The organism is Nitratireductor sp. L15S-10 (assembly GCF_045011005.1).
GTDB lineage: Bacteria > Pseudomonadota > Alphaproteobacteria > Rhizobiales > Rhizobiaceae > Nitratireductor.
The window spans coordinates 1,543,130-1,561,545 of sequence record NZ_CP120674.1 but is presented as its reverse complement, the minus strand read 5'-3'; the positions used below and the strand labels follow the sequence as shown (position 1 = coordinate 1,561,545).

Below are 18,416 nucleotides of genomic sequence, written 5' to 3'. Positions count from 1 at the left end.
TGGTCAGCGCACCCGCGCCGGCAGCCGGGCGAAGCCGCGAAAGCGCACGCGTCCGGTGCGTTCAGGTTCGCCGGTCAGCCGGTAGCCGGGAAAACGTTTGAGAAAATGAGAGATGCCGATCCGGCCTTCCATGCGTGCCAGCGAAAAACCGGCGCAAAGATGAGGGCCGCCAGCAAAAGCCAGATGCTTGTTGGGCTTGCGCCCCAGATCGAGCCTGTCGGGATCGGCGAACTGGCGTGGGTCGCGATTGGCCGCACCAATACACAGATGGATAGGTGTGCCGGGCTCCACGGTTTCACCGTAAAACTCCACCGGTTCCACCGCCATGCGGTTGCCGAGCTGGTTGGGGCTCTGGAACCGCAAGAACTCATCGACGGCGGTCGCGATCAAGTCCGGGTCAGCTTCAAGCCGCGCCTTCTCTTCAGGCCATTGCAACAGTTCATAAAGCGCGTTGCCGATGAGGTTCGTGGTCGTCTCGTGCCCGGCGTTGAGGATGAAGATGCAATTCTGCAGAAGCTCCACCTCGGACAGTTCCTCCCCGTCATTGCCGTTGATGAGACGGGTCAGCACATCTGTCGCCGGATCGCCGGGATTGTGGCGCCGGTCATCGGCGATGTCCTTGAGATAGGCCTTGAAATCAGTGACGGAGGTGTTGCCCCATCTGAGTTGCTCGTCGCTGAGGACGGGCTCCAGCGCACCGAGAATGGCAAGTGACCAGTCACGCAGTGGCTCGCGTTCTTCATGGGGAATATCGAACAGATTGCCGATCACCTCGACCGGGATCGCCGCGGCGAAATCCTCGATCAGATCAACCTCACCCTTCTCTTCCATCCGGTCAAGAAGGCCATCGACCAGCGTGATCAGCCCCGGTTCAAGGGCTGCCAGCGCGCGCGGCGTGAGCGCGCCCATCATGATCTTGCGCACCCGCGTGTGCAGCGGCGGGTCGTTGAAGACGAGGCTCGTTGTGTGATGCTCATAGAGCGGCGTCTCGCCGAATTTCGGCAGAAACTCGGCCTTCTTGTCGGACGAAAACGTTTTCGTGTCTCGATAAACGCGATCGAGATCGGCATGGCGTGAAAGCATCACTGAGCCATCAGAGAAGCGCTTCAACGGCGCATGCTCCAGAAGCGCGTGGTACACCGCAAACGGATTCTCCACGAAACCCGATGGCAATGCCGTCAATTCGAACTCTTCCGCCAGTTTTCGGCTTTCCGCCACAGCGATCTGTGCCGTTTTCGTCATGCTATCCTCCCGGAAGCGGCGCCACCGCCTCCTCACAACAGTATTATTGACCGACCGGTCGGTTTATGCAAGTCTGATTGCATTGATGGCCTCGGGAGGAGCCTAAATGTCACAAATGCAACTGTCTCCACAGGAGATCGCGGAGCGCAGCGCGCAGGCGATGTGGGCGCGCGACGATGCGTCCAAATGGCTGGGATGCAGCCTCGATGCGGTGGCGCCGGGCAGCGCGACCCTCTCCATGACGGTGGAGAAACACCACACCAACGGGCACGACATTTGCCATGGTGGCTACATCTTCACGCTGGCGGATTCGGCCTTCGCCTTTGCCTGCAACTCCTACAACCAGATCGTTGTCGCACAGCACAATTCCATCACCTTCGTGGCACCCGGCACGCTCGGCGACCGGCTGAGAGCAGTCGCGCGGGAGGTTGCGCGGTTCGGTCGCTCCGGCATTTATGACGTGCGGGTTGAAAATCAGGACGGCAGGCTGATCGCGGAATTTCGTGGCAATTCCCGCGTTATCAGCGGCAAACATTTCGAGGAGGAGGCCTGAGAGCTTCGGGAGAGACACATGAAAGACCTGACCCCAAGAAAAGAAGAACTGGATCCTATTGAAATCGCCTCGCGCGATGAAATCCAGGCATTGCAGCTGGTGCGTCTCAAATGGTCGCTGAACCATGCTTATGAGAATGTGCCGCACTACAGGAAGAGTTTTGACGCCGCCGGTGTGCATCCCGACGACCTGAAAGAGCTCTCCGATCTCTCCAAATTCCCCTTTACCGTGAAGACCGATCTGCGCGACAACTACCCTTTCGGCATGTTTGCCGTGCCGCGCGAAAAGGTGGTGCGCATTCACGCCTCGTCCGGCACCACCGGCAAGCCAACCGTGGTGGGCTATACCGAGAAAGACATCGACACATGGGCCGAAGTCATGGCGCGCTCCATCCGCGCGTCTGGCACACGCCCCGGTGATGTCGTGCATGTGGCTTATGGCTACGGGCTCTTCACCGGCGGGCTAGGCGCGCATTACGGCGCGGAACGGCTTGGGGCCACCGTGGTGCCGGCCTCCGGCGGCATGACGGCACGCCAGGTCACGCTGATCGAGGATTTTCAGGCGCAGACCATCATGGTCACTCCCTCTTACATGCTCTCGATCCTGGATGAATACCGGGCGCAGGGTCTCGACCCGCGCAGGAGCCCGCTGCAGGTGGGCATCTTTGGTGCCGAGCCCTGGACCAACGCCATGCGCGCCGAAATCGAAGACGCATTCGACATGCACGCCGTCGACATTTACGGCCTGTCGGAGGTGATGGGTCCGGGTGTGGCCAACGAATGCGTGGAGACCAAGGACGGGCTGCACATCTGGGAAGACCACTTCTACCCTGAAATCATCAATCCCGAGACGGGCGAAGTGCTGCCGGACGGCGAAATGGGCGAACTCGTGTTCACCTCTCTCACCAAGGAGGCCTTCCCCATAGTGCGCTACCGCACCCGCGACCTGACGCGACTTCTTCCGGGTACCGCGCGCAGCATGCGCCGCATGGAAAAGATCACTGGCCGCTCGGACGACATGATGATCCTGCGCGGGGTAAACGTCTTCCCGACCCAGATCGAGGAACAGATTCTGACTGTGACGGGCCTCGCGCCGCACTTCCAGATCGAGCTCACGCAGGAAGGCCGCATGGATGCGATGACGATCCATGTGGAAATGGCCTCGCTTGAGGCAGGCGAGGATGTCCGCCTCGCCGCCTGCCGCCAGCTCGGCGAACGCATCAAGGATGTGGTCGGTGTGACGGTGCGCGTCAATGCGACCGATCCGGGCGGGGTGGCCCGCAGCCAGGGCAAGGCCGTACGCATTATCGACAGGCGGGTAAAACAGTGATCTCACCCAAAATTCCCAAGCATCCAGATTTCGAAGGAAACTGATGGCCCGCACCCGCGCCAAGGATTACGACGACAAGCGCGACGCCATGCTGCATGGCGCTGCGCGCATTTTCGCACGCGACGGTTATGACCGGGCCTCGATGAACCAGCTTGCAACGGAGCTGGGCGTCTCCAAGGCGCTGCTCTACCACTACTACGCCTCCAAGGAAGCCCTGCTCTTCGACATCATCGAGACACATCTTCAGGAACTGGTGGAGGCGGTGGAAGAAGCAGACGATGCTGCGGCTGAACCCCGTGCCCGGCTCCAACAGCTTGTCATTGCCCTGCTCGAAGCCTATCGCGACGCCGACAACGAGCACCGCGTTCAGCTTTCCGGCCTCCAGCTTCTCCCCGAGGCACAACAGGAGCAGTTGAAAGCGTTGGAGCGGCAATTGGTGGCGATCTTCGCCGAAGCCGTGCGTCAGGTTAATCCCACGGCCTTCGACAACAGACCGCTCTTGAAACCGGTGACAATGAGCCTCTTCGGCATGCTCAACTGGTTTTATATGTGGTTTCGCGAGGACCGAGGAATTTCAAGACAGGACTATGCGAAGCTCGCCACCCATCTGCTTGTGAGCGGGGTGTCCGAGCTCGACTGACGGTCTTGCCCGCCCCGCGATCCCATGGCATTTGAAGCAGATGGATGTGCCTGCAGAACCTGCCGAAACTGCCCTTGCCGACCTGATCGATCGTCTGCATCAGCGTGGGCGTGCTCGTGTCTGGTCTCTGGTCATCACCCTGTTCGGCGACGCCATTGTGCCGCGCGGCGGCGAAGCGCCCCTTGCGGGACTTCAGGAGGTCATGGCGCGGCTTGGCATTGAGGCGGGAGCCCTGCGCACGGCCATGTCGCGACTTGCCAGCGACGGCTGGGTGGTGCGCGAGCGACGCGGCCGCAACTCCTTTTTCTCCCTCGACAAGCACGGTCAGCACGCCTTTGATCTTGCGACCCGTCGCATCTATGCGGCCGGGCCACCCGCCTGGGATGGTTCGTGGACTGTTGCTATCGCCGCACCCGGCAGCAATGGCGTGCATGATGCCACCCTGAAGGACGGCGGATTTCTCAAGATCGCCGATGGAATCTATCTCCTTCCACGCACCGTTGAGCCACGCGACGGCACGGCACCCGGCGATGCTCCTTTGAGCGAGATGCTGGTGATTCACGGCTCCAGCGCCGAGCACCCCGAAATGCTGCGAAACCTCTGGCCCTCAGACGAGATCGCTGGCGCCTATCGCGAACTGGTTGCCGAATATGCGCCGCTGGCTGAGAGCCTTGCTACTGCCCCGCTTCCAAACCCAGTCGACGCGATGGCCGCGCGAACCCTGCTCATCCATGACTGGCGACGGATCGTCCTGCGCGATCCCGGCCTGCCAATGGCTCTCCTGCCGAAGGACTGGCCCGGAGAAGAGGCGAGGAGCCTGGTTCACGAGATCTATCGCCGGCTTGTCGCGCCCAGTGAGCGCTGGCTTGATCAGACGGGCCTGCCGCCTCTCAGGAACGCCGACACCTTCCAGCGCCGGTTTGTCGGATAGGTTCACCTTTCGGGCGATAATGCCAGAATGATCAATCCGAAGATGGTGAGAACCGCGCCTGCGATCACCGAAAGGCTGGCCCAGCCATGACCGAGCAGCCCCTCGAACACAATGATCAGCGTCGGCGTCAGATAATTGTAGGCAAGCACTTTGGAGGCCGGGAGCCGCAAAGCTGCAAATTGCAGCAGGAAGAATGTGCCGGCCGTCGTGAAGATTGCCAGATAGACGATCGTGACCCAGGCGATCGGAGGCAAATCGGACCAATCCGTTGCGATGATTTCTCCAACGCCGAACAGGGCAATCAGGATGCCGGTTGCCAGGAGCGTCCAGAAGGTGAAAGCGATGACCGGTTCTCCACGATTGTAGAACCGAACCAGCGATGCATAGGCGGCGTGCGCCACCACGCCGGCGAAGAAAATCACTTCCCCCTTCCCCAGATCGAAGCGGCGCATTGCCTCGATGTTTCCGTCAAAGATGACCCAAACAGATCCCAGCCCGGCAAGGATCAGGCTCGGAATGACCCAGCCGCGCGGCACCTGACGCAGGATCAGAAAGCCAAAGAATGCGCTCAGAAGCGGCATCAGCGTGAAGATGGCACCGGTGGAAACGGGATTCGTGACACGCAGCGCCATGAACATGCTGACGAAATAAAACGCCATCAACCCGCCAAGGATGACAAAACGCCAGGGCGAGCGCGGGACAGGCAAAGGCTGGCGCAGCACCACCTTGACGACCATACCCATGAACATGATCCCGATCAGGAATCGAGCTGCATTGAGCGCCATTGGGCCAATATGCGGCACTGCAAGCGCGCCCAGCGAAAACGACACGGCGACCAGCGATGCGAAGCCGAGCATGGCCAGATGTCCGAGGCGCTTTTGTGCCCCTGTCGCGCTTGTGCGGTGCGCAGCGCGGCGCGCCGCTTTCGTGTGCACGGTGTCGGTCAAGCCCGCCTCCCCTTATCCCCCCAGTCTTTAAAGAAAAGGCCCGCAAACCGAAACCGGTTTGCGGGCACTTTGCAAGATTATCGCCAGGTGATCAGCCAATGGCCAAGGCCAGCAGAAAACTCCCCGCAAGTGCCGTGTTGGTGATCACACCATTGAGGTGAGCGACCCGCTCCTCCCCCTGATAATCCCAGAAATTGTGAAAGATCAGGGTTGCGACGATCAGGAACGCAATCAACGCCAGTGCGGCAAATGCGGAATACAGACCGAGGATCAGCAGGAGCCCGGCCACGCACTGGATCGCAATACCGGTCATCAGCACCAATGAAGCCAGAGGCACCCCACGCGCGCGAAGAGCGTCCGTCAGAAAGGGCATACTGCCCAAATTGCGCAATCCTGCGAAGACGAAGGCTCCACCAAGAAGCAGACGCCCCAGAACGGGAATGAACGCTGGTACTGCTTCAAACATGATCGACCCCAATCGTTTGCAGATAAATTGGCCGCAACATCCCTACGCTACCTCCCGCACGGCATCCGGAATGACCGGGTGTACGGAACGAAACGGTATGGCAATCCGGTTCCAGACATTGATCAGGCCGACCAGAACCGTGAGCTGCACCAGCTCCGCTTCAGAAAAATGCTCGAGCATGTTTTCATAGATCTCATCCTCCACCGGTCCATCGGAAATCCTGGTGAGACGTTCGGTCCACGCGAGGGCCGCGCGCTCCCGATCCGTAAACAGGGGCGATTCCCGCCAGGCCGATACGAGATGAACACGTTGTTCGCTCTCGCCATCCCTCCGCGCCTCGCGCGTATGCATGTCGACGCAATAGCTGCAACCATTAATCTGCGATGCGCGCAGGTTCACCAGATGGATCAAACCGCGATCAAGCCCGGATTTATCCACGGCCTTCTTCAGATCAAGCACGGCGCCGATCAGTTCGGGCTGAGTTTTCATGTAGTTCAGACGTTCCTGCATGGTCGTGTCCTTCTCTTCTTAAATGCGGGCACAGCCCTATGGACGTTGATGGCGCTCCACAAAGGCGCAGCCAAAAGCGAGCGAACGGGGATCCGCGCTCGCCTGATAGTCGGAAATCACATCTGAAAGCCGCGTCTTGCGAAGTTCGGCGCGGTAAGCCTGCTCGGCGCGCAGCATGGCAGCGTTGATACCGCATGGTTTCGCATAGGCCTTCGGCTCCAGAGCCCCCGGCCCGCGCTGGCGGATTTCCGCACAACGAAAGGCAGGTCTGGGACCTTCGATGGCCAACACCACATCAAGCAGCGTGACCGCATCCGCGGAGCGCGCCAACCGATAGCCCCCATGGGGGCCGGGAACAGATTCCAGAAGACCTGCCGCCGTGAGCTGCTTGAGATGTTTCAGAAGATAACTTTGCGAAAGACCGTGATATTCGGCCAGCGCACTGGCAGGCATGGTTCGTTCCTCATCCAGCTGCGCAAGAAGCGTGGCACAATGAATTGCTGCCTCGACACCTTCGCTTAGCTTCATCTCGACCTCCATAATATCGATATTTAATATCCTGGATATTTTATATCTGCAATAGAAGCAAAACCACCAATTGCCATCTCCTGACAGATGGCCGTGTTGCTCGGTCAGACGGGCGGCAGGCTTTTAGCGCAGGGAGGCGTGTGAAGAGGGTGTACAGGGAAACGGCGGCAGTATGCCGCCGCCGTCTCCCGCTATTCCGCAGCCACTTTGGCCGGGTTGTTGGGATGCGTCGTCCAGTTGGCATAGACGGGCTGAACCGTCTCACCCGTGCGCTTGTCGAGCGCGCCGGCGGCCAGCGGCACCATGTCGATACAGCCTTCCACCGGGCAAACATTGACACAGAGATTGCAGCCGACACATTCCTCTTCGATCACCTCGAAATGGCGTTTTCCGTCCACCATGGCGGTGATCGCCTGGTGCGACGTGTCCTCGCAGGCGATGTGGCACCGTCCGCATTTGATGCACTGATCCTGATCGATCCGTGCCTTGGTGACGTAGTTCAAATTGAGATACTGCCAATCGGTCACATTAGGCGTCGCCCGACCGATCACATCATCAAGCGTGGCATGCCCCTTGGCGTCCATCCAGTTTTCGAGCCCCTCGATCATTTCCTCGACGATCTTGAAGCCATAGGTCATGGCCGCGGTGCAGACCTGAACCGTCCCTGCCCCCAGTGCCAGGAACTCGGCCGCATCACGCCATGTGGTGACACCGCCGATGCCGGAAATCGGCAGGCCGGCAGTCTCGGGATCGCGCGCGATCTCGGCCACCATATTGAGCGCGATGGGTTTGACCGCAGGGCCGCAATAGCCACCATGAGATCCCTTGCCATCAATGGTGGGCTCGGGCGCAAAGCTGTCGAGGTCCACTCCCGTGATCGAGTTGATCGTGTTGATCAGCGACACCGCATCCGTGCCGCCGGCATGAGCGGCGCGGGCCGGTTTGCGCACATCGGTGATGTTCGGTGTCAGCTTGGTGATGACCGGCATTCGCGTGGTCTGCTTGCACCAGCGCACGACCATCTCGACATATTCGGGCACCTGCCCCACGGCGGAGCCCATGCCGCGCTCGCTCATGCCATGCGGACAACCGAAATTGAGCTCGATGCCGTCGGCCTCCGTCTCTTCCACCAAGGGAAGGATCGCCTTCCAGGCAGCCTCCTCACACGGCACCATGAGCGAAACGATCAGCGCGCGATCAGGCCAGTTCTTCTTTACCTGCTTGATTTCGCGCAGGTTCAGATAGAGATCGCGGTCGGTGATGAGCTCGATATTGTTGAGGCCGAGAAGCCGGCGATCTGCACCCCAGATCGCGCCATAGCGCGGTCCGTTGACATTGACGACCGGTGGCCCCTCCTCGCCAAGCGTCTTCCAGACGACACCACCCCAGCCCGCCTTGAAGGCGCGCTCAACATTGTAGGCCTTGTCGGTGGGCGGTGCGGAAGCAAGCCAGAAGGGATTTGGAGACTTGATGCCAACGAAATTGCTGCGAATGTCTGCCATGGGTTTCTCGCTCCTCAGCCGGCCAATGCGCGATGGATGCTTTCGGCCGCGTCACGTCCCTGTGCGACTGCCGAGACGGTGAGATCGTCGCCGCCGGCGATGCAGTCGCCGCCGGCCCAGACCTTCGACAACGAGGTTCGACCTTCCTCGTCGACCTTGATGCGATGCCCCTCAAGCGCAATCGATGCGCCGGAGCCGTTTAGAACCCCGGGCTCGAAAGACTGGCCGATGGCCTTGAACACCTGATCGGCGCGCAGGGTGAGGGTCTCACCGGTGCCGGACAGCTTTCCATCCTTCAACGCCGTGTATTCAAGTTCGATCCCCGTGACATTGCCATTCTCAGCGAGTATGCGCCGAGGCTGCAGCCAGTGCCGGATGACAACGCCTTTGGAAGCAGCCAGATCCTGCTCGAATTCGGATGCGTTCATGTGTTCCTGGCCCCGGCGATAGCAGATCGTCACCTCCTCAGCGCCCAGAAGCCGCGCCTGAACGGCAGCATCGATGGCCGTCATGCCGCCGCCAATGACCACGACCCGACGGCCGACCGGCAGGCTGGAGAGATCCTGCGTCTGGCGTAGATGTGCGATATAATCCACCGCACTCTCAACACCTTCCACATCTTCGCCGTCCGCGCCGAGCGCGTTGACGCCGGCCAGCCCCATGCCGAGAAACACGGCGTCGAAATCCCGGCTAAGGTCACCGAGAGAAAAGTCCCGCCCCAGCGCCTTGCCTTCCTCAAGCGTGATGCCGCCAATCGCCATCACATAATCCACCTCGGCCTGGGCGAACCCGTCCGGTGTCTTGTAGGCGGCAATGCCGAACTCGTTGAGACCGCCGGGCTTCGGCCTTGCCTCGAAGATCGTGACGTCATGCCCGTGTATGGCCAGACGATGGGCACAGGCAAGCCCCGCAGGACCCGCTCCGACAATGGCAACCCGCTTGCCGGTTGGCGCAGCGCGCTCATAAAACTGTGCGCCTGCGGCCAGCGCTGCATCGGTCGCATAGCGTTGCAACCGGCCGATCTGCACCGGCTTGCCCTCTGCCTCCTCGCGCACGCAGGCTTCTTCGCACAGCGTCTCCGTCGGGCAAACGCGGGCGCACATTCCGCCAAGAATGTTCTGATCAAAGATCGTCCTGGCAGAGCCCAGCGGATTGTCCGTCGCGATCTGGCGGATGAACATGGGTATGTCGATTGATGTCGGACACGCCGTCATGCACGGCGCATCGAAGCAGAAGTAGCAGCGATCCGCCTCCACGGCCGCCTCGTGGCGGTCGAGCGGTGGATGCAGGTCGGAGAAGTTCCTGTCGTACTCCTCGCCGGAAAGGCGGCCGGCGGCGATGCCGTCCGCATAGAGACCATCAGCCATTCCGTATTCCCCTTTTATTATTGGGGAAAGGCTAACGCAGTTTCATTTTTTTATCAATCGGTCAAATTTCTGAGCGGCCGTATCTCTTTGATTATTAATATGATTACAAAAATCATGTTTTAAAATGCAGAGACTTCAAAGAGAACGCCGGCCCATAGGCCGGCGCATCTGGACGAGCGATCATCAAGGCAACATCAATAGACTTCGATGGAGCGAATATCGTCATTGTAGAAGTCTCTCAGGCGGCGCATGCTGCGCTCAACCGTTTCACACCAGCCGCTATAGTTGCGTCGTTCACAGATGCGTGCTTGTGCACCGCCTTCAAGGCGCACCGAAGCGATGCGCCGTACCCATTCACGCGGCAGTGCCGCGCTCCCATCTTCTGCGTCGAAACAGATGCTCGCGCCGCGAAACTCCACACGTTCAAAAAAGCACGCCCGACGCACCGGCTCTACATCGGGTTCATCCCCTGCGCGCCGACGGAGCACACGGAAAGACGATACCGCATGGCCGCTGCGCACGAACGGCACATCACGCGTGAGCAGACTGCAGCGTCCATCATGGCCAGGGCGCGAACAGATCTCGACCGTGGTGCGCTGCCCCACACGAACCGAGGCTATGCGCCCTCGCCACCCGGGCGCGACAACGCGGGCGTCATTGCCTATCCCCACGCAATATTGGCGTCCCCTGAAATTCGGGCGGTCATAGAAGCAGGCATTGCGCGGTGTCGGACGACGATCACCGCCAGCTCCTGCTACCTCGTCAAACGGTTCGTCTCCATTTCGCTCTTGCAATTCACGCATCACGAAATCGAAAATCTCCAGTCCGATGAGCGCACCGACATCGGAAATGGGGCGATCGCGATAGCGCGAACTGGTATCGCGCAGATACCCGGCAGAGACCCATCCTTTTCGCGCGGCATACCCGACCTCGCACCACTCATAACGTCGGGTACATCGCAACGTCGAAACACGTGCCCCGCGCGGGATGGTGAGCATAGCGCGATAGCGCCTCCCCGGCCCTTCGCGCATCTTCACATCGGCAGTTGCCTCCGCGGCGACGCCACGCTGGGCATGAGCAGAACCCGAGAACGGGATCGACAAACCTGCCAGAGCCAGCAGGACAAGTAACATCTGAACAATCCGGGCAGGCAAGCGACTCTCCATTGCGCGTGAACTGGCCCGCGCAAAGTGATGCAAAGTCGTAACGATATCCAGAAGAGATCGCTTAAAATACGTTGCAGGATCGGGATCAGCGCGGCTTCTTGCCGAACACCCGCATATATTCCTCGACACCCCCCTTCGCGAGCGCCTTGGCCTGCTTCACCCACTCGTCGCGCTCGATCCGGCCCTTGAAGTTCAGGTGATCGTCCACCCACTCGCGCTCGGCCTTCTTCCAGGCCGCGATCTGCGCAAAGGTGAAGACCCCAAGCTCATTGAGCCGCGCTTCCAGTTTCGGTCCCACGCCGGAAATCAGCTTCAGATCATCGGGCTTTGCAGGTTTGCGCATGCGGGCGGGCTTCGCATCTTTCGCCCTCTTCGCGGCTGCCGGTTTCACGCGGGTGGAGGCCGCCTGTCGCCCACCTCCGGCCTCGGCCTGCACCCGTTTTGGCGAGGAGGAGCCCGGCACGGCTGAAGGACCAGCCGCAGACGCCCTCACCGGCCTTCGCCCTCCGGCCATCGGCGGGATCTCACCCTTCGCCTTTGGCTTCTGATCTGCCGCCTTCGCCCGGCCCTTCCGGCGTGCTGTCCTGGCTGTGTTGGCAGTTTCGCCGGGCGCATCGAAACTGATCACCGGCTCCATGGAACTCAGCGTTTCGTCATCCAGCCAGCAAAGGCTGAAATGCCCGTCGCCGAGATCCTTCAGGGGCGGCACCTCACGCTCGCACTTGCCGTCCGGCACCAGGTCCTTGTAGCGGCATCGTGTCTGGAACGGGCAACCCGAGGGCGGGTTCATCGCCGAGGGTATGTCGCCTTCAAGCACGATATGCTTCTTGCGGACAGACGTATCGGCAATCGGGATCGCCGAGAGCAGCGCCTCCGTATAGGGGTGATAGGGCGGCGCGAATATCTGGTCGGTCGTCCCCTGCTCCACGATATGGCCGAGATACATGACGACCACCCGGTCGGCCAGATAGCGCACGACAGACAGGTCATGGCTGATGAACAGCATGGTGGTCTTGTTCTTGCGCTGAATGTCCATCAGAAGCTCGGTCACCGCCGCCTGCACGGAAACGTCGAGCGCGGAGACGGGCTCGTCCGCCACCACCACCTTGGCGTTGCCGGCAAAGGCGCGGGCGACACCGATGCGCTGCTTCTGCCCGCCGGAGAGCTGGCGCGGCATGCGCTCTGCAAAGGCGCGTGGCAGCTTCACAAGATCAAGCAGCTCCAGCATGCGCTGCCTGCGTTCGGCCAGTGTGTTGCCGATGTTGAACTTCTCCAGTGTGCGCACGATCTGCGACCCCACAGAGTGGCTCGGATTGAGTGTGTCGAACGGGTTCTGAAACACCATCTGGATGCCGGCGACCGTGCCGGTGTCCCGGTCTTCGACAGGCGTCGACTGTATGGGATCGTTTGCAAGCACCACCTCGCCATCCGTTGCCGTCTCGAGCCCGAGAAGCACCTTGGCGAGTGTCGATTTTCCGCAACCGGATTCGCCAACAATCGCAACGGTTTCGGATTCCCGCGCTTCAAAGCTGATCTGCTCATTGGCCTTGACGGTCTTGGTGTCGCCGCCACCAAAAATGCTGTTGGCGGCCACGTGATAGTATTTCTTGAGATTTTCGATGCGCAGCATCGGCTTGCCGGGCTCGATCGGTTCCTTGTTTTCCAGCGCGCCTTCCGGCAGCGCATTCCAGTCAATCTCATCAAACCGGAGGCAGCGGGAATGGTGCCGCTCATGCCCTTCGACCGGCAGCATCGGCACCTCGCCTGCATCGCACAGGCCCTCCTTGAAATGCTGACAGCGCGGGCCGAAATTGCAGCCCTTCGGGCGCTCATGCGGCAGCGGCAACTGGCCGGGAATGGCAATCAGGGGCCGCTCATTCTTGTCGGCGCCCGGCAGCGGGATGGAGCGGAACAGCCCCTGCGTATAGGGATGGCGCATCCGGGCGAACACGTCTTCGACGCGGCCCGTCTCGACCGCCTCGCCCGAATACATCACCGTGACGCGGTCGCAGGTCTCCAGGATAAGGCCCAGATTGTGCGACACGAAGATCATCGACGTGCCGTATTTCTTCCCGAGCCCCTTCACCAGTTCGACAATGCCCGCCTCTACGGTCACGTCGAGCGCGGTTGTCGGCTCGTCGAGCAAAAGTAGTGCCGGCTTCGACAGGAGCGCCATGGCGATGACGATGCGCTGCTGCTGGCCGCCGGAAAGCTGGTGTGGATAGGACCGCATCATGCGTTCGGGGTCCGGCAGGCGCACCGCCTCAACCATTTCCAGCGCCCGGCGCCGCGCCTCCTCCTTCGAGACATTGTCGTGAATGAGCGGCACTTCCATGAGCTGCTGGCCGATCTTCATGGCCGGGTTGAGGCTCGCCATCGGCTCCTGATAGATCATGGCGATCTCATTGCCGCGGATCTGGCGCAGCTCCTCCTCGCTCATCTCGGCCATGTCGCGGCCCTTGAACCTGATGCGGCCGCCGACGATCTGGCCGACATTGGACAGGTCGCGCATGATGCCGAGCGAGACGGTCGACTTGCCGCAACCGGATTCACCCACGATGCCCATCGCCTCGCCGGGCATGACCTCGCAGGAAAAATCCATCACCGCCGGGATTTCGCCGGCACGGGTGAAGAAGGAGATGGAGAGGTTTTCGATTTCGAGGATCGGCTTACCGCTTTTCCGGCCGCGTGTGATGCTGATGGCTTCGTTCATGGCGTCGCTCTCAGTGTTCATCCTCAATCCTTCAGCGATTGTTCACGCAGCGCGTCGGCAAGCAGGTTCAGCCCGAGCACGAAGGACATGAGGGCAAAAACGGGCGGCAGCGCCGGATGAACATAGGCCCTGAGCAGACGGCTCGATTCCTTGATGCCCGTGCCCCAGTCAGGGCTTTCAGGCGCGAGACCGAGGCCGAAATAGCCGAGCGTGCCAAGAAGGATGGTCGTATAGCCAATGCGCAGGCACACATCGACAATGAGCGGACCGCGCGCATTGGGCAGCACCTCCCAAAGCATGATGTACCAGGGCGTCTCGCCACGTGTCTGGGCAGCTGCCACATAGTCTCGTGTCTTGATGTCCATCACCAGCCCGCGCACGATGCGAAACACCCCCGGAGACGAGGCAAAGACCACCGCCACGAAAATGTTGAGCTGGTTGGAACTGATCGAGATGATGCCGAGCGGATCGGCATCGAACACAAGGCCCACATAGGCCCAGCCGCCGATGAGCAATGTCACGGCAAGCTGGATCGCCAGAAGCTGCGGACGGCTGCGATAGCGCGTCCAGAAGAGCGTCACGAAAAACACGATCGGGAAGATGAAGAACACGCCCGCCATCCATTGCGGAATGGGCGTCTCGCGGATTCCCGGCGTTACCAGAAGATAGAAAAGCAGGATGACCGGGAAGGCGAGGACCAGATTGGCGAGGAACGACAGAAAACTGTCGATCCGCCCGCCATAATAACCGGCCGGCAGGCCAAGCGTGGTGCCCACCATCAGCGCGAACAGCGTCGCCGCAGGCGCAATGATGAGAACGATCTGGCTGCCATGGACCATGCGCGAGAACACGTCGCGCGCCAGCCGGTCGCCGCCGAACAGAAAGGCCTGTCCGCTGTCCGGCTCAATGGCGCCGGGCAGGACGTTCTTCATGATCGGAAACTGCGCCAGCGGATCAAAGGGTGCGACCGTGCCCGCGAAAATTGCCGTGAACAGCCAGAAAAAGCAGATCAGAACACCGGCGACGCCGACACCCGTCTCAAAGAGCTGACCGTAGAGGCCGAGGCGTTCACGAAAACGCAGGCTGAAGAACAGGATGATGGCCAGCGCGATCCACACCGGCCAGAAGCGCGCCAATACGCCGAAAATGATGCCAAGGATACCAAGGGTTTCTACCTGCATCGCGCGTCCTCCCTATTGCACGCGAATGCGTGGGTTGAGATAGGCATAGCCCACATCCGAAATGAGCTGCGTGGACAGGACGACGAAGACCGACACCAGAGAACAGCCTAAAAGCAGATCGATATCGTTGTTGCTTGCCGCCTCCACCAGGGTGAAGCCAAAGCCCTGATAGCGGAACATAACCTCGACGATGACGACACCGGTCAGAAGCCAGGGAAACTGCAGCATGATGACCGTGAAGGGTGCGATCAGCGCATTGCGCAGCGCGTGCTTGATCACCACGGCGCGGAAGCCCAGCCCCTTGAGGCGGGCAGTACGGATATATTGCTGCGTCATGACCTCCACCATGGAGGCCCGTGTCATGCGCGCGATATAGCCGATGCCGTAAATCGCCATCGTCATCACTGGCAGGGTGAAATTGTAGAAGGAGATACCCTGCCTTGTCGCGGTCGCGGCCGACCCATTGAGCCATCCGAGCCATGAGGCGAAGATGACCGCGAAGATCACGCCGGACACGTACTCGGGCGTCGCCGTGGTCGCGATCGAGGTGACGGAGAGCGTGCGATCCGTTCGCGTTCCCTCCCGCATCCCGGCCAGGACGCCGATCAGAAGTGCCACCGGAACCATCACCACCATCACCCAGAACATCAGGATCCCGGTAGCGCCGAGTGCCGGGAAAAGCTTTTCCGCAACAGGGACCTTGAACTTGGTCGAGCAGCCGAAATCCCCCTGCAGAATGCCGCCGTAATATGGCTCCGCGGGTTCATCACAATAAGAAAACCGTGGTGAAGACACACCCGTTTCCGGATCGATATTTGGCTGCTTCTGTACGACACCCAGCCACTGGCCATAGCGCACGAAAAAATTCTGGCGATAGCCGTTTTTCTGCAACCAGCTTTCCAGCTCCTCAGCGGAGGAGCGCATGTCGAGCTGGCTGATCGCCAGCTTTTTGAGGTTCGGTTCCAGGTTGACCAGGAAGAAAACGACAAGGGTCAGACACAGCATCGTCAATGCCATGACGCCCAGACGTCTCAGAATAAACCCAAGCACGGTTTCCCCTTCCCCCGTATCCGGAGGTTGTTATTGATTGCCTGCGCAAGAGGGGGCCTCTCGGCCCCCCTGAAGTCCGGTCTCAGCCCTCGTCGAGCCAGACCTTTTCCAGATCGATCTCGAAGGTCTGGTGCATGCCGTGGTTCTTCACGGCCTCCACCGAGTGGTTGTAAAGTTTGCGCCAGTAGGGCTGGAGAATGATGCCCGAGCCCTGGATGATCTCCTCGATCTTTTTCATCACCTCGCGGCGATTGTCGGGATCGGGAATGGCCAGCGCCTCCTCGATCAGCTTGTCGAGCTCCGGGTTGGAGTAGGCGGATTCGTTCCACGCCTCGCCCGTGCGATAGGCGAGTGCCACGACCTGAATGCCCAGCGGACGCATGTTCCAGTTGGTCATCGAGAAGGGATACTTGGTCCAGTCGTTCCAGAAAGTGGAGCCGGGCAGCACCGTGCGCTTCACCTTGAAGCCAGCCTCGCGCAACTGGGCGGCAATGGCGTCACCCGTGTTCTTGTGCCAGTCCTCGTCCACGGTGATGAGCTCGTGCTCATAATCCATCTGGCCGGCTTCTTCCATCAGGGCCTTGGCCTCGTCCAGATTGCGTTCCAGCCTGGGCAGTTCGGCATATTCGGGGTGGATCGGGCAGACATGATGGTTCTCGGCCACCTCGCCGGCATTGTTGTAGCCGAGCGCCAGAACCGTCGTGTTGTCGACGGCACGCTGCAGGGCGCGGCGCACCTTCTCGTCGTCATAGGGCGCATTGTCGACATTGGTGCGCGCCACGATCGTTGTTGCCGTGGTGACCTCCGATTTCACCAGCCCCAGAGAGTCCATAATATCCACGAAATCGGCAGTCGTTTCGTAATTGGTGTGGATTTCTCCGGATTCAAAGGCACTGACGGTCGCGGAGGGGTCCGTGCCGTAATCGATGAACTCAATGCCATCGAGATAGGCTTCGCCGCCCCACCACTTGCCATCCGCCCGCTTCTTGAGTTCCACTCGGTTGCCAACCTCGTAGGACACGAGCTCGAAGGGACCGGTGCCAATGGGATTGGCGACGAAATCGCGGCCCGTTTCGTCGAAGCTTGGGTGAACGATAAGTGCCGGATAGTCCGACATGCCGGGAATGATGGAAATATCAGGTGCCGACAGGTTCAGCTTCACCGTCATGTCATCGACCTTTTCGATGGCCCCCTCGCGCGCCTTTTTGGTCTCAGAATCAACGAGGGAAGCCATGCGGGCCGGCATGGAGTTGCCCTCCACGGTCTGGTCGCACCAGCGGTTGAAGTTGTAGATCACGTCATCGGCGGTGAAGGCGTCGCCATTGTTCCAGGTAACGCCCGGACGCACGTGAAGGATGTACTCGGTTGCATCGTCGTTGACTTCCCAGCTTTCGAGAAGCTTGCCCTCAAAGGTGAAATCGCGGGTGTACTTCACCAGCGGCTCGAGCGTCTGGCGCATGGCGTTGGCGATTTCCGACCAGTCGGCCGTGCGCGGATCTTTCGGGTCCTTGATGAACATGGCGACGCGCAGTATGCCGCCCTTTTTCGGCTCCTGAGCCATTGCATGTCTGGGGGCTGCCAGGCCGAGCATACCGTAAGCTGCTGCCGTCGATGCGCCGAGCGCGCTTGCGAGCGCAAGAAACTCACGCCGGTCCATTCTGCCGGCACGTGCCTCATTCGCCATATCGGCGACGCGGGCCGGCACCTTCTCGCCATTGCTCTTGAAAAACGTCATCGACGCACTCCCATTATCTGCCGTTTTCGGTTCGCCATTAGCATTTCCCATCCCGCCCCCGATGTCAAAATTCCCCGGGGTTCGAGAGGCAAATTCTGCAACTTTTTCGACAATCTCAATGACGGATTTGCGACAGTATTGCCGCAAAAATTACACGAAGAGCCGATTTCGCAACAATAGGTACGATTTAATCCTGACAAATCTTGACTTCGGGAAGCACGCTGTCCCGGATCCGCCCCTGCCTGCTGATTGACGCTGTCTCTGCCAGTTGCTAAGCGGTTTCGGTTCGCTTGAGGTGCTCTGGCAGGGTGTTCACCCGCCGGAGAAAAGGGAACACGGAACGGTCATTTTTATGAACCGCAGCCGTGGCTGCTCCCGCAACTGTGAGCGCTGAGGTGCCTCTGATGCCACTGGGTGCAAGACCCGGGAAGGCGAGACCACCGACGAAGCGCGAGCCAGGAAACCTGCCTCAGGCCGTCACCGACCGGATGCGGGACGCTTCCGGGGCTGTGGTTCTCGCAGTGGTGGCGATTGTCATCGCTGGCGGGGAGACCGA

General features: G+C 60.4%; 16 protein-coding genes and 1 riboswitch. Of the genes, 4 read left to right on the top strand and 12 right to left on the bottom strand.

Annotation, left to right across the window (positions count from 1 at the left end):
* Positions 1–3: 3 nt before the first annotated feature.
* Positions 4–1,242: a cytochrome P450 gene (locus P2W41_RS07475; RefSeq protein WP_404934733.1), complete on the bottom strand. Its 1,239-nt coding sequence runs from the start codon at positions 1,240–1,242 to the stop codon at positions 4–6.
* 115 nt (positions 1,243–1,357) lie between these two features.
* Here P2W41_RS07475 and paaI point away from each other — a divergent pair, with 115 nt between their 5' ends.
* The 4 genes from paaI to P2W41_RS07455 are packed head-to-tail and all read left to right on the top strand — an operon-like array spanning position 1,358 to position 4,695.
* Positions 1,358–1,795 (top strand): hydroxyphenylacetyl-CoA thioesterase PaaI, encoded by a 438-nt coding sequence (paaI, locus tag P2W41_RS07470; protein WP_292900228.1) that lies wholly within the window; start codon positions 1,358–1,360, stop codon positions 1,793–1,795.
* Between the two features lie 18 nt (positions 1,796–1,813).
* Positions 1,814–3,124, top strand: a complete 1,311-nt coding sequence (gene paaK, locus P2W41_RS07465; RefSeq protein ID WP_404934732.1) for a phenylacetate--CoA ligase PaaK — start codon at positions 1,814–1,816, stop codon at positions 3,122–3,124.
* A 43-nt stretch (positions 3,125–3,167) separates the two neighbouring features.
* Positions 3,168–3,764 carry a TetR/AcrR family transcriptional regulator gene (locus P2W41_RS07460; protein ID WP_292896556.1) on the top strand — a complete coding sequence of 199 codons (597 nt, stop codon included), beginning with the start codon at positions 3,168–3,170 and terminating at the stop codon, positions 3,762–3,764.
* A gap of 40 nt (positions 3,765–3,804) precedes the next feature.
* A complete protein-coding gene (locus P2W41_RS07455) occupies positions 3,805–4,695 on the top strand; it encodes a PaaX family transcriptional regulator C-terminal domain-containing protein (RefSeq protein WP_404934731.1) in 891 nt (296 codons plus the stop codon).
* Between the two features lie 2 nt (positions 4,696–4,697).
* Here the strand turns inward: P2W41_RS07455 and P2W41_RS07450 are convergent, their stop codons facing one another.
* The 11 genes from P2W41_RS07450 to P2W41_RS07400 form a co-directional block, all read right to left on the bottom strand.
* Positions 4,698–5,642, bottom strand: a complete 945-nt coding sequence (locus P2W41_RS07450; protein ID WP_404934730.1) for a DMT family transporter — start codon at positions 5,640–5,642, stop codon at positions 4,698–4,700.
* A gap of 91 nt (positions 5,643–5,733) precedes the next feature.
* On the bottom strand, positions 5,734–6,108 hold the full coding sequence (locus P2W41_RS07445) for a DoxX family protein (protein ID WP_404934729.1): 375 nt from the start codon (positions 6,106–6,108) through the stop codon (positions 5,734–5,736).
* A 42-nt stretch (positions 6,109–6,150) separates the two neighbouring features.
* Entirely contained in the window at positions 6,151–6,618 is a 468-nt protein-coding gene (locus P2W41_RS07440; RefSeq protein ID WP_292896564.1) for a carboxymuconolactone decarboxylase family protein, read from the bottom strand.
* A 36-nt stretch (positions 6,619–6,654) separates the two neighbouring features.
* Positions 6,655–7,146, bottom strand: a complete 492-nt coding sequence (locus tag P2W41_RS07435) for an RrF2 family transcriptional regulator (protein WP_404934728.1) — start codon at positions 7,144–7,146, stop codon at positions 6,655–6,657.
* A 191-nt stretch (positions 7,147–7,337) separates the two neighbouring features.
* A complete protein-coding gene (preA, locus tag P2W41_RS07430; protein WP_404934727.1) occupies positions 7,338–8,648 on the bottom strand; it encodes an NAD-dependent dihydropyrimidine dehydrogenase subunit PreA in 1,311 nt (436 codons plus the stop codon).
* Positions 8,649–8,662: 14 nt separating this feature from the next.
* A complete protein-coding gene (locus tag P2W41_RS07425) occupies positions 8,663–10,015 on the bottom strand; it encodes an NAD(P)-dependent oxidoreductase (protein ID WP_404934726.1) in 1,353 nt (450 codons plus the stop codon).
* A gap of 194 nt (positions 10,016–10,209) precedes the next feature.
* On the bottom strand, positions 10,210–11,148 hold the full coding sequence (locus P2W41_RS07420; protein ID WP_404934725.1) for an SH3 domain-containing protein: 939 nt from the start codon (positions 11,146–11,148) through the stop codon (positions 10,210–10,212).
* A 118-nt stretch (positions 11,149–11,266) separates the two neighbouring features.
* Positions 11,267–13,894 (bottom strand): dipeptide ABC transporter ATP-binding protein, encoded by a 2,628-nt coding sequence (locus P2W41_RS07415; RefSeq protein WP_404934939.1) that lies wholly within the window; start codon positions 13,892–13,894, stop codon positions 11,267–11,269.
* Positions 13,895–13,917: 23 nt separating this feature from the next.
* A complete protein-coding gene (locus P2W41_RS07410) occupies positions 13,918–15,075 on the bottom strand; it encodes an ABC transporter permease (protein ID WP_404934724.1) in 1,158 nt (385 codons plus the stop codon).
* A 12-nt stretch (positions 15,076–15,087) separates the two neighbouring features.
* Positions 15,088–16,125 (bottom strand): ABC transporter permease, encoded by a 1,038-nt coding sequence (locus P2W41_RS07405; RefSeq protein WP_404934723.1) that lies wholly within the window; start codon positions 16,123–16,125, stop codon positions 15,088–15,090.
* Positions 16,126–16,207: 82 nt separating this feature from the next.
* Entirely contained in the window at positions 16,208–17,860 is a 1,653-nt protein-coding gene (locus P2W41_RS07400; RefSeq protein WP_292896577.1) for an ABC transporter substrate-binding protein, read from the bottom strand.
* A gap of 276 nt (positions 17,861–18,136) precedes the next feature.
* Positions 18,137–18,347, top strand: a riboswitch (cobalamin riboswitch).
* Positions 18,348–18,416 lie beyond the last annotated feature (69 nt).

Bases quoted from the DNA above. Each gene is read 5' to 3' on its own strand.
- P2W41_RS07440 (WP_292896564.1), bottom strand. From the start codon at position 6,618: ATGCAGGAACGTCTGAACTACATGAAAACTCAGCCCGAACTGATCGGC.
- P2W41_RS07460 (WP_292896556.1), top strand. From the start codon at position 3,168: ATGGCCCGCACCCGCGCCAAGGATTACGACGACAAGCGCGACGCCATG.
- P2W41_RS07475 (WP_404934733.1), bottom strand. From the start codon at position 1,242: ATGACGAAAACGGCACAGATCGCTGTGGCGGAAAGCCGAAAACTGGCG.
- P2W41_RS07455 (WP_404934731.1), top strand. From the start codon at position 3,805: ATGGATGTGCCTGCAGAACCTGCCGAAACTGCCCTTGCCGACCTGATC.
- P2W41_RS07420 (WP_404934725.1), bottom strand. From the start codon at position 11,148: ATGTTACTTGTCCTGCTGGCTCTGGCAGGTTTGTCGATCCCGTTCTCG.
- P2W41_RS07445 (WP_404934729.1), bottom strand. From the start codon at position 6,108: ATGTTTGAAGCAGTACCAGCGTTCATTCCCGTTCTGGGGCGTCTGCTT.
- P2W41_RS07410 (WP_404934724.1), bottom strand. From the start codon at position 15,075: ATGCAGGTAGAAACCCTTGGTATCCTTGGCATCATTTTCGGCGTATTG.
- P2W41_RS07435 (WP_404934728.1), bottom strand. From the start codon at position 7,146: ATGAAGCTAAGCGAAGGTGTCGAGGCAGCAATTCATTGTGCCACGCTT.
- paaK (WP_404934732.1), top strand. From the start codon at position 1,814: ATGAAAGACCTGACCCCAAGAAAAGAAGAACTGGATCCTATTGAAATC.
- P2W41_RS07425 (WP_404934726.1), bottom strand. From the start codon at position 10,015: ATGGCTGATGGTCTCTATGCGGACGGCATCGCCGCCGGCCGCCTTTCC.
- P2W41_RS07400 (WP_292896577.1), bottom strand. From the start codon at position 17,860: ATGACGTTTTTCAAGAGCAATGGCGAGAAGGTGCCGGCCCGCGTCGCC.
- paaI (WP_292900228.1), top strand. From the start codon at position 1,358: ATGCAACTGTCTCCACAGGAGATCGCGGAGCGCAGCGCGCAGGCGATG.
- preA (WP_404934727.1), bottom strand. From the start codon at position 8,648: ATGGCAGACATTCGCAGCAATTTCGTTGGCATCAAGTCTCCAAATCCC.
- P2W41_RS07415 (WP_404934939.1), bottom strand. From the start codon at position 13,894: ATGAACGAAGCCATCAGCATCACACGCGGCCGGAAAAGCGGTAAGCCG.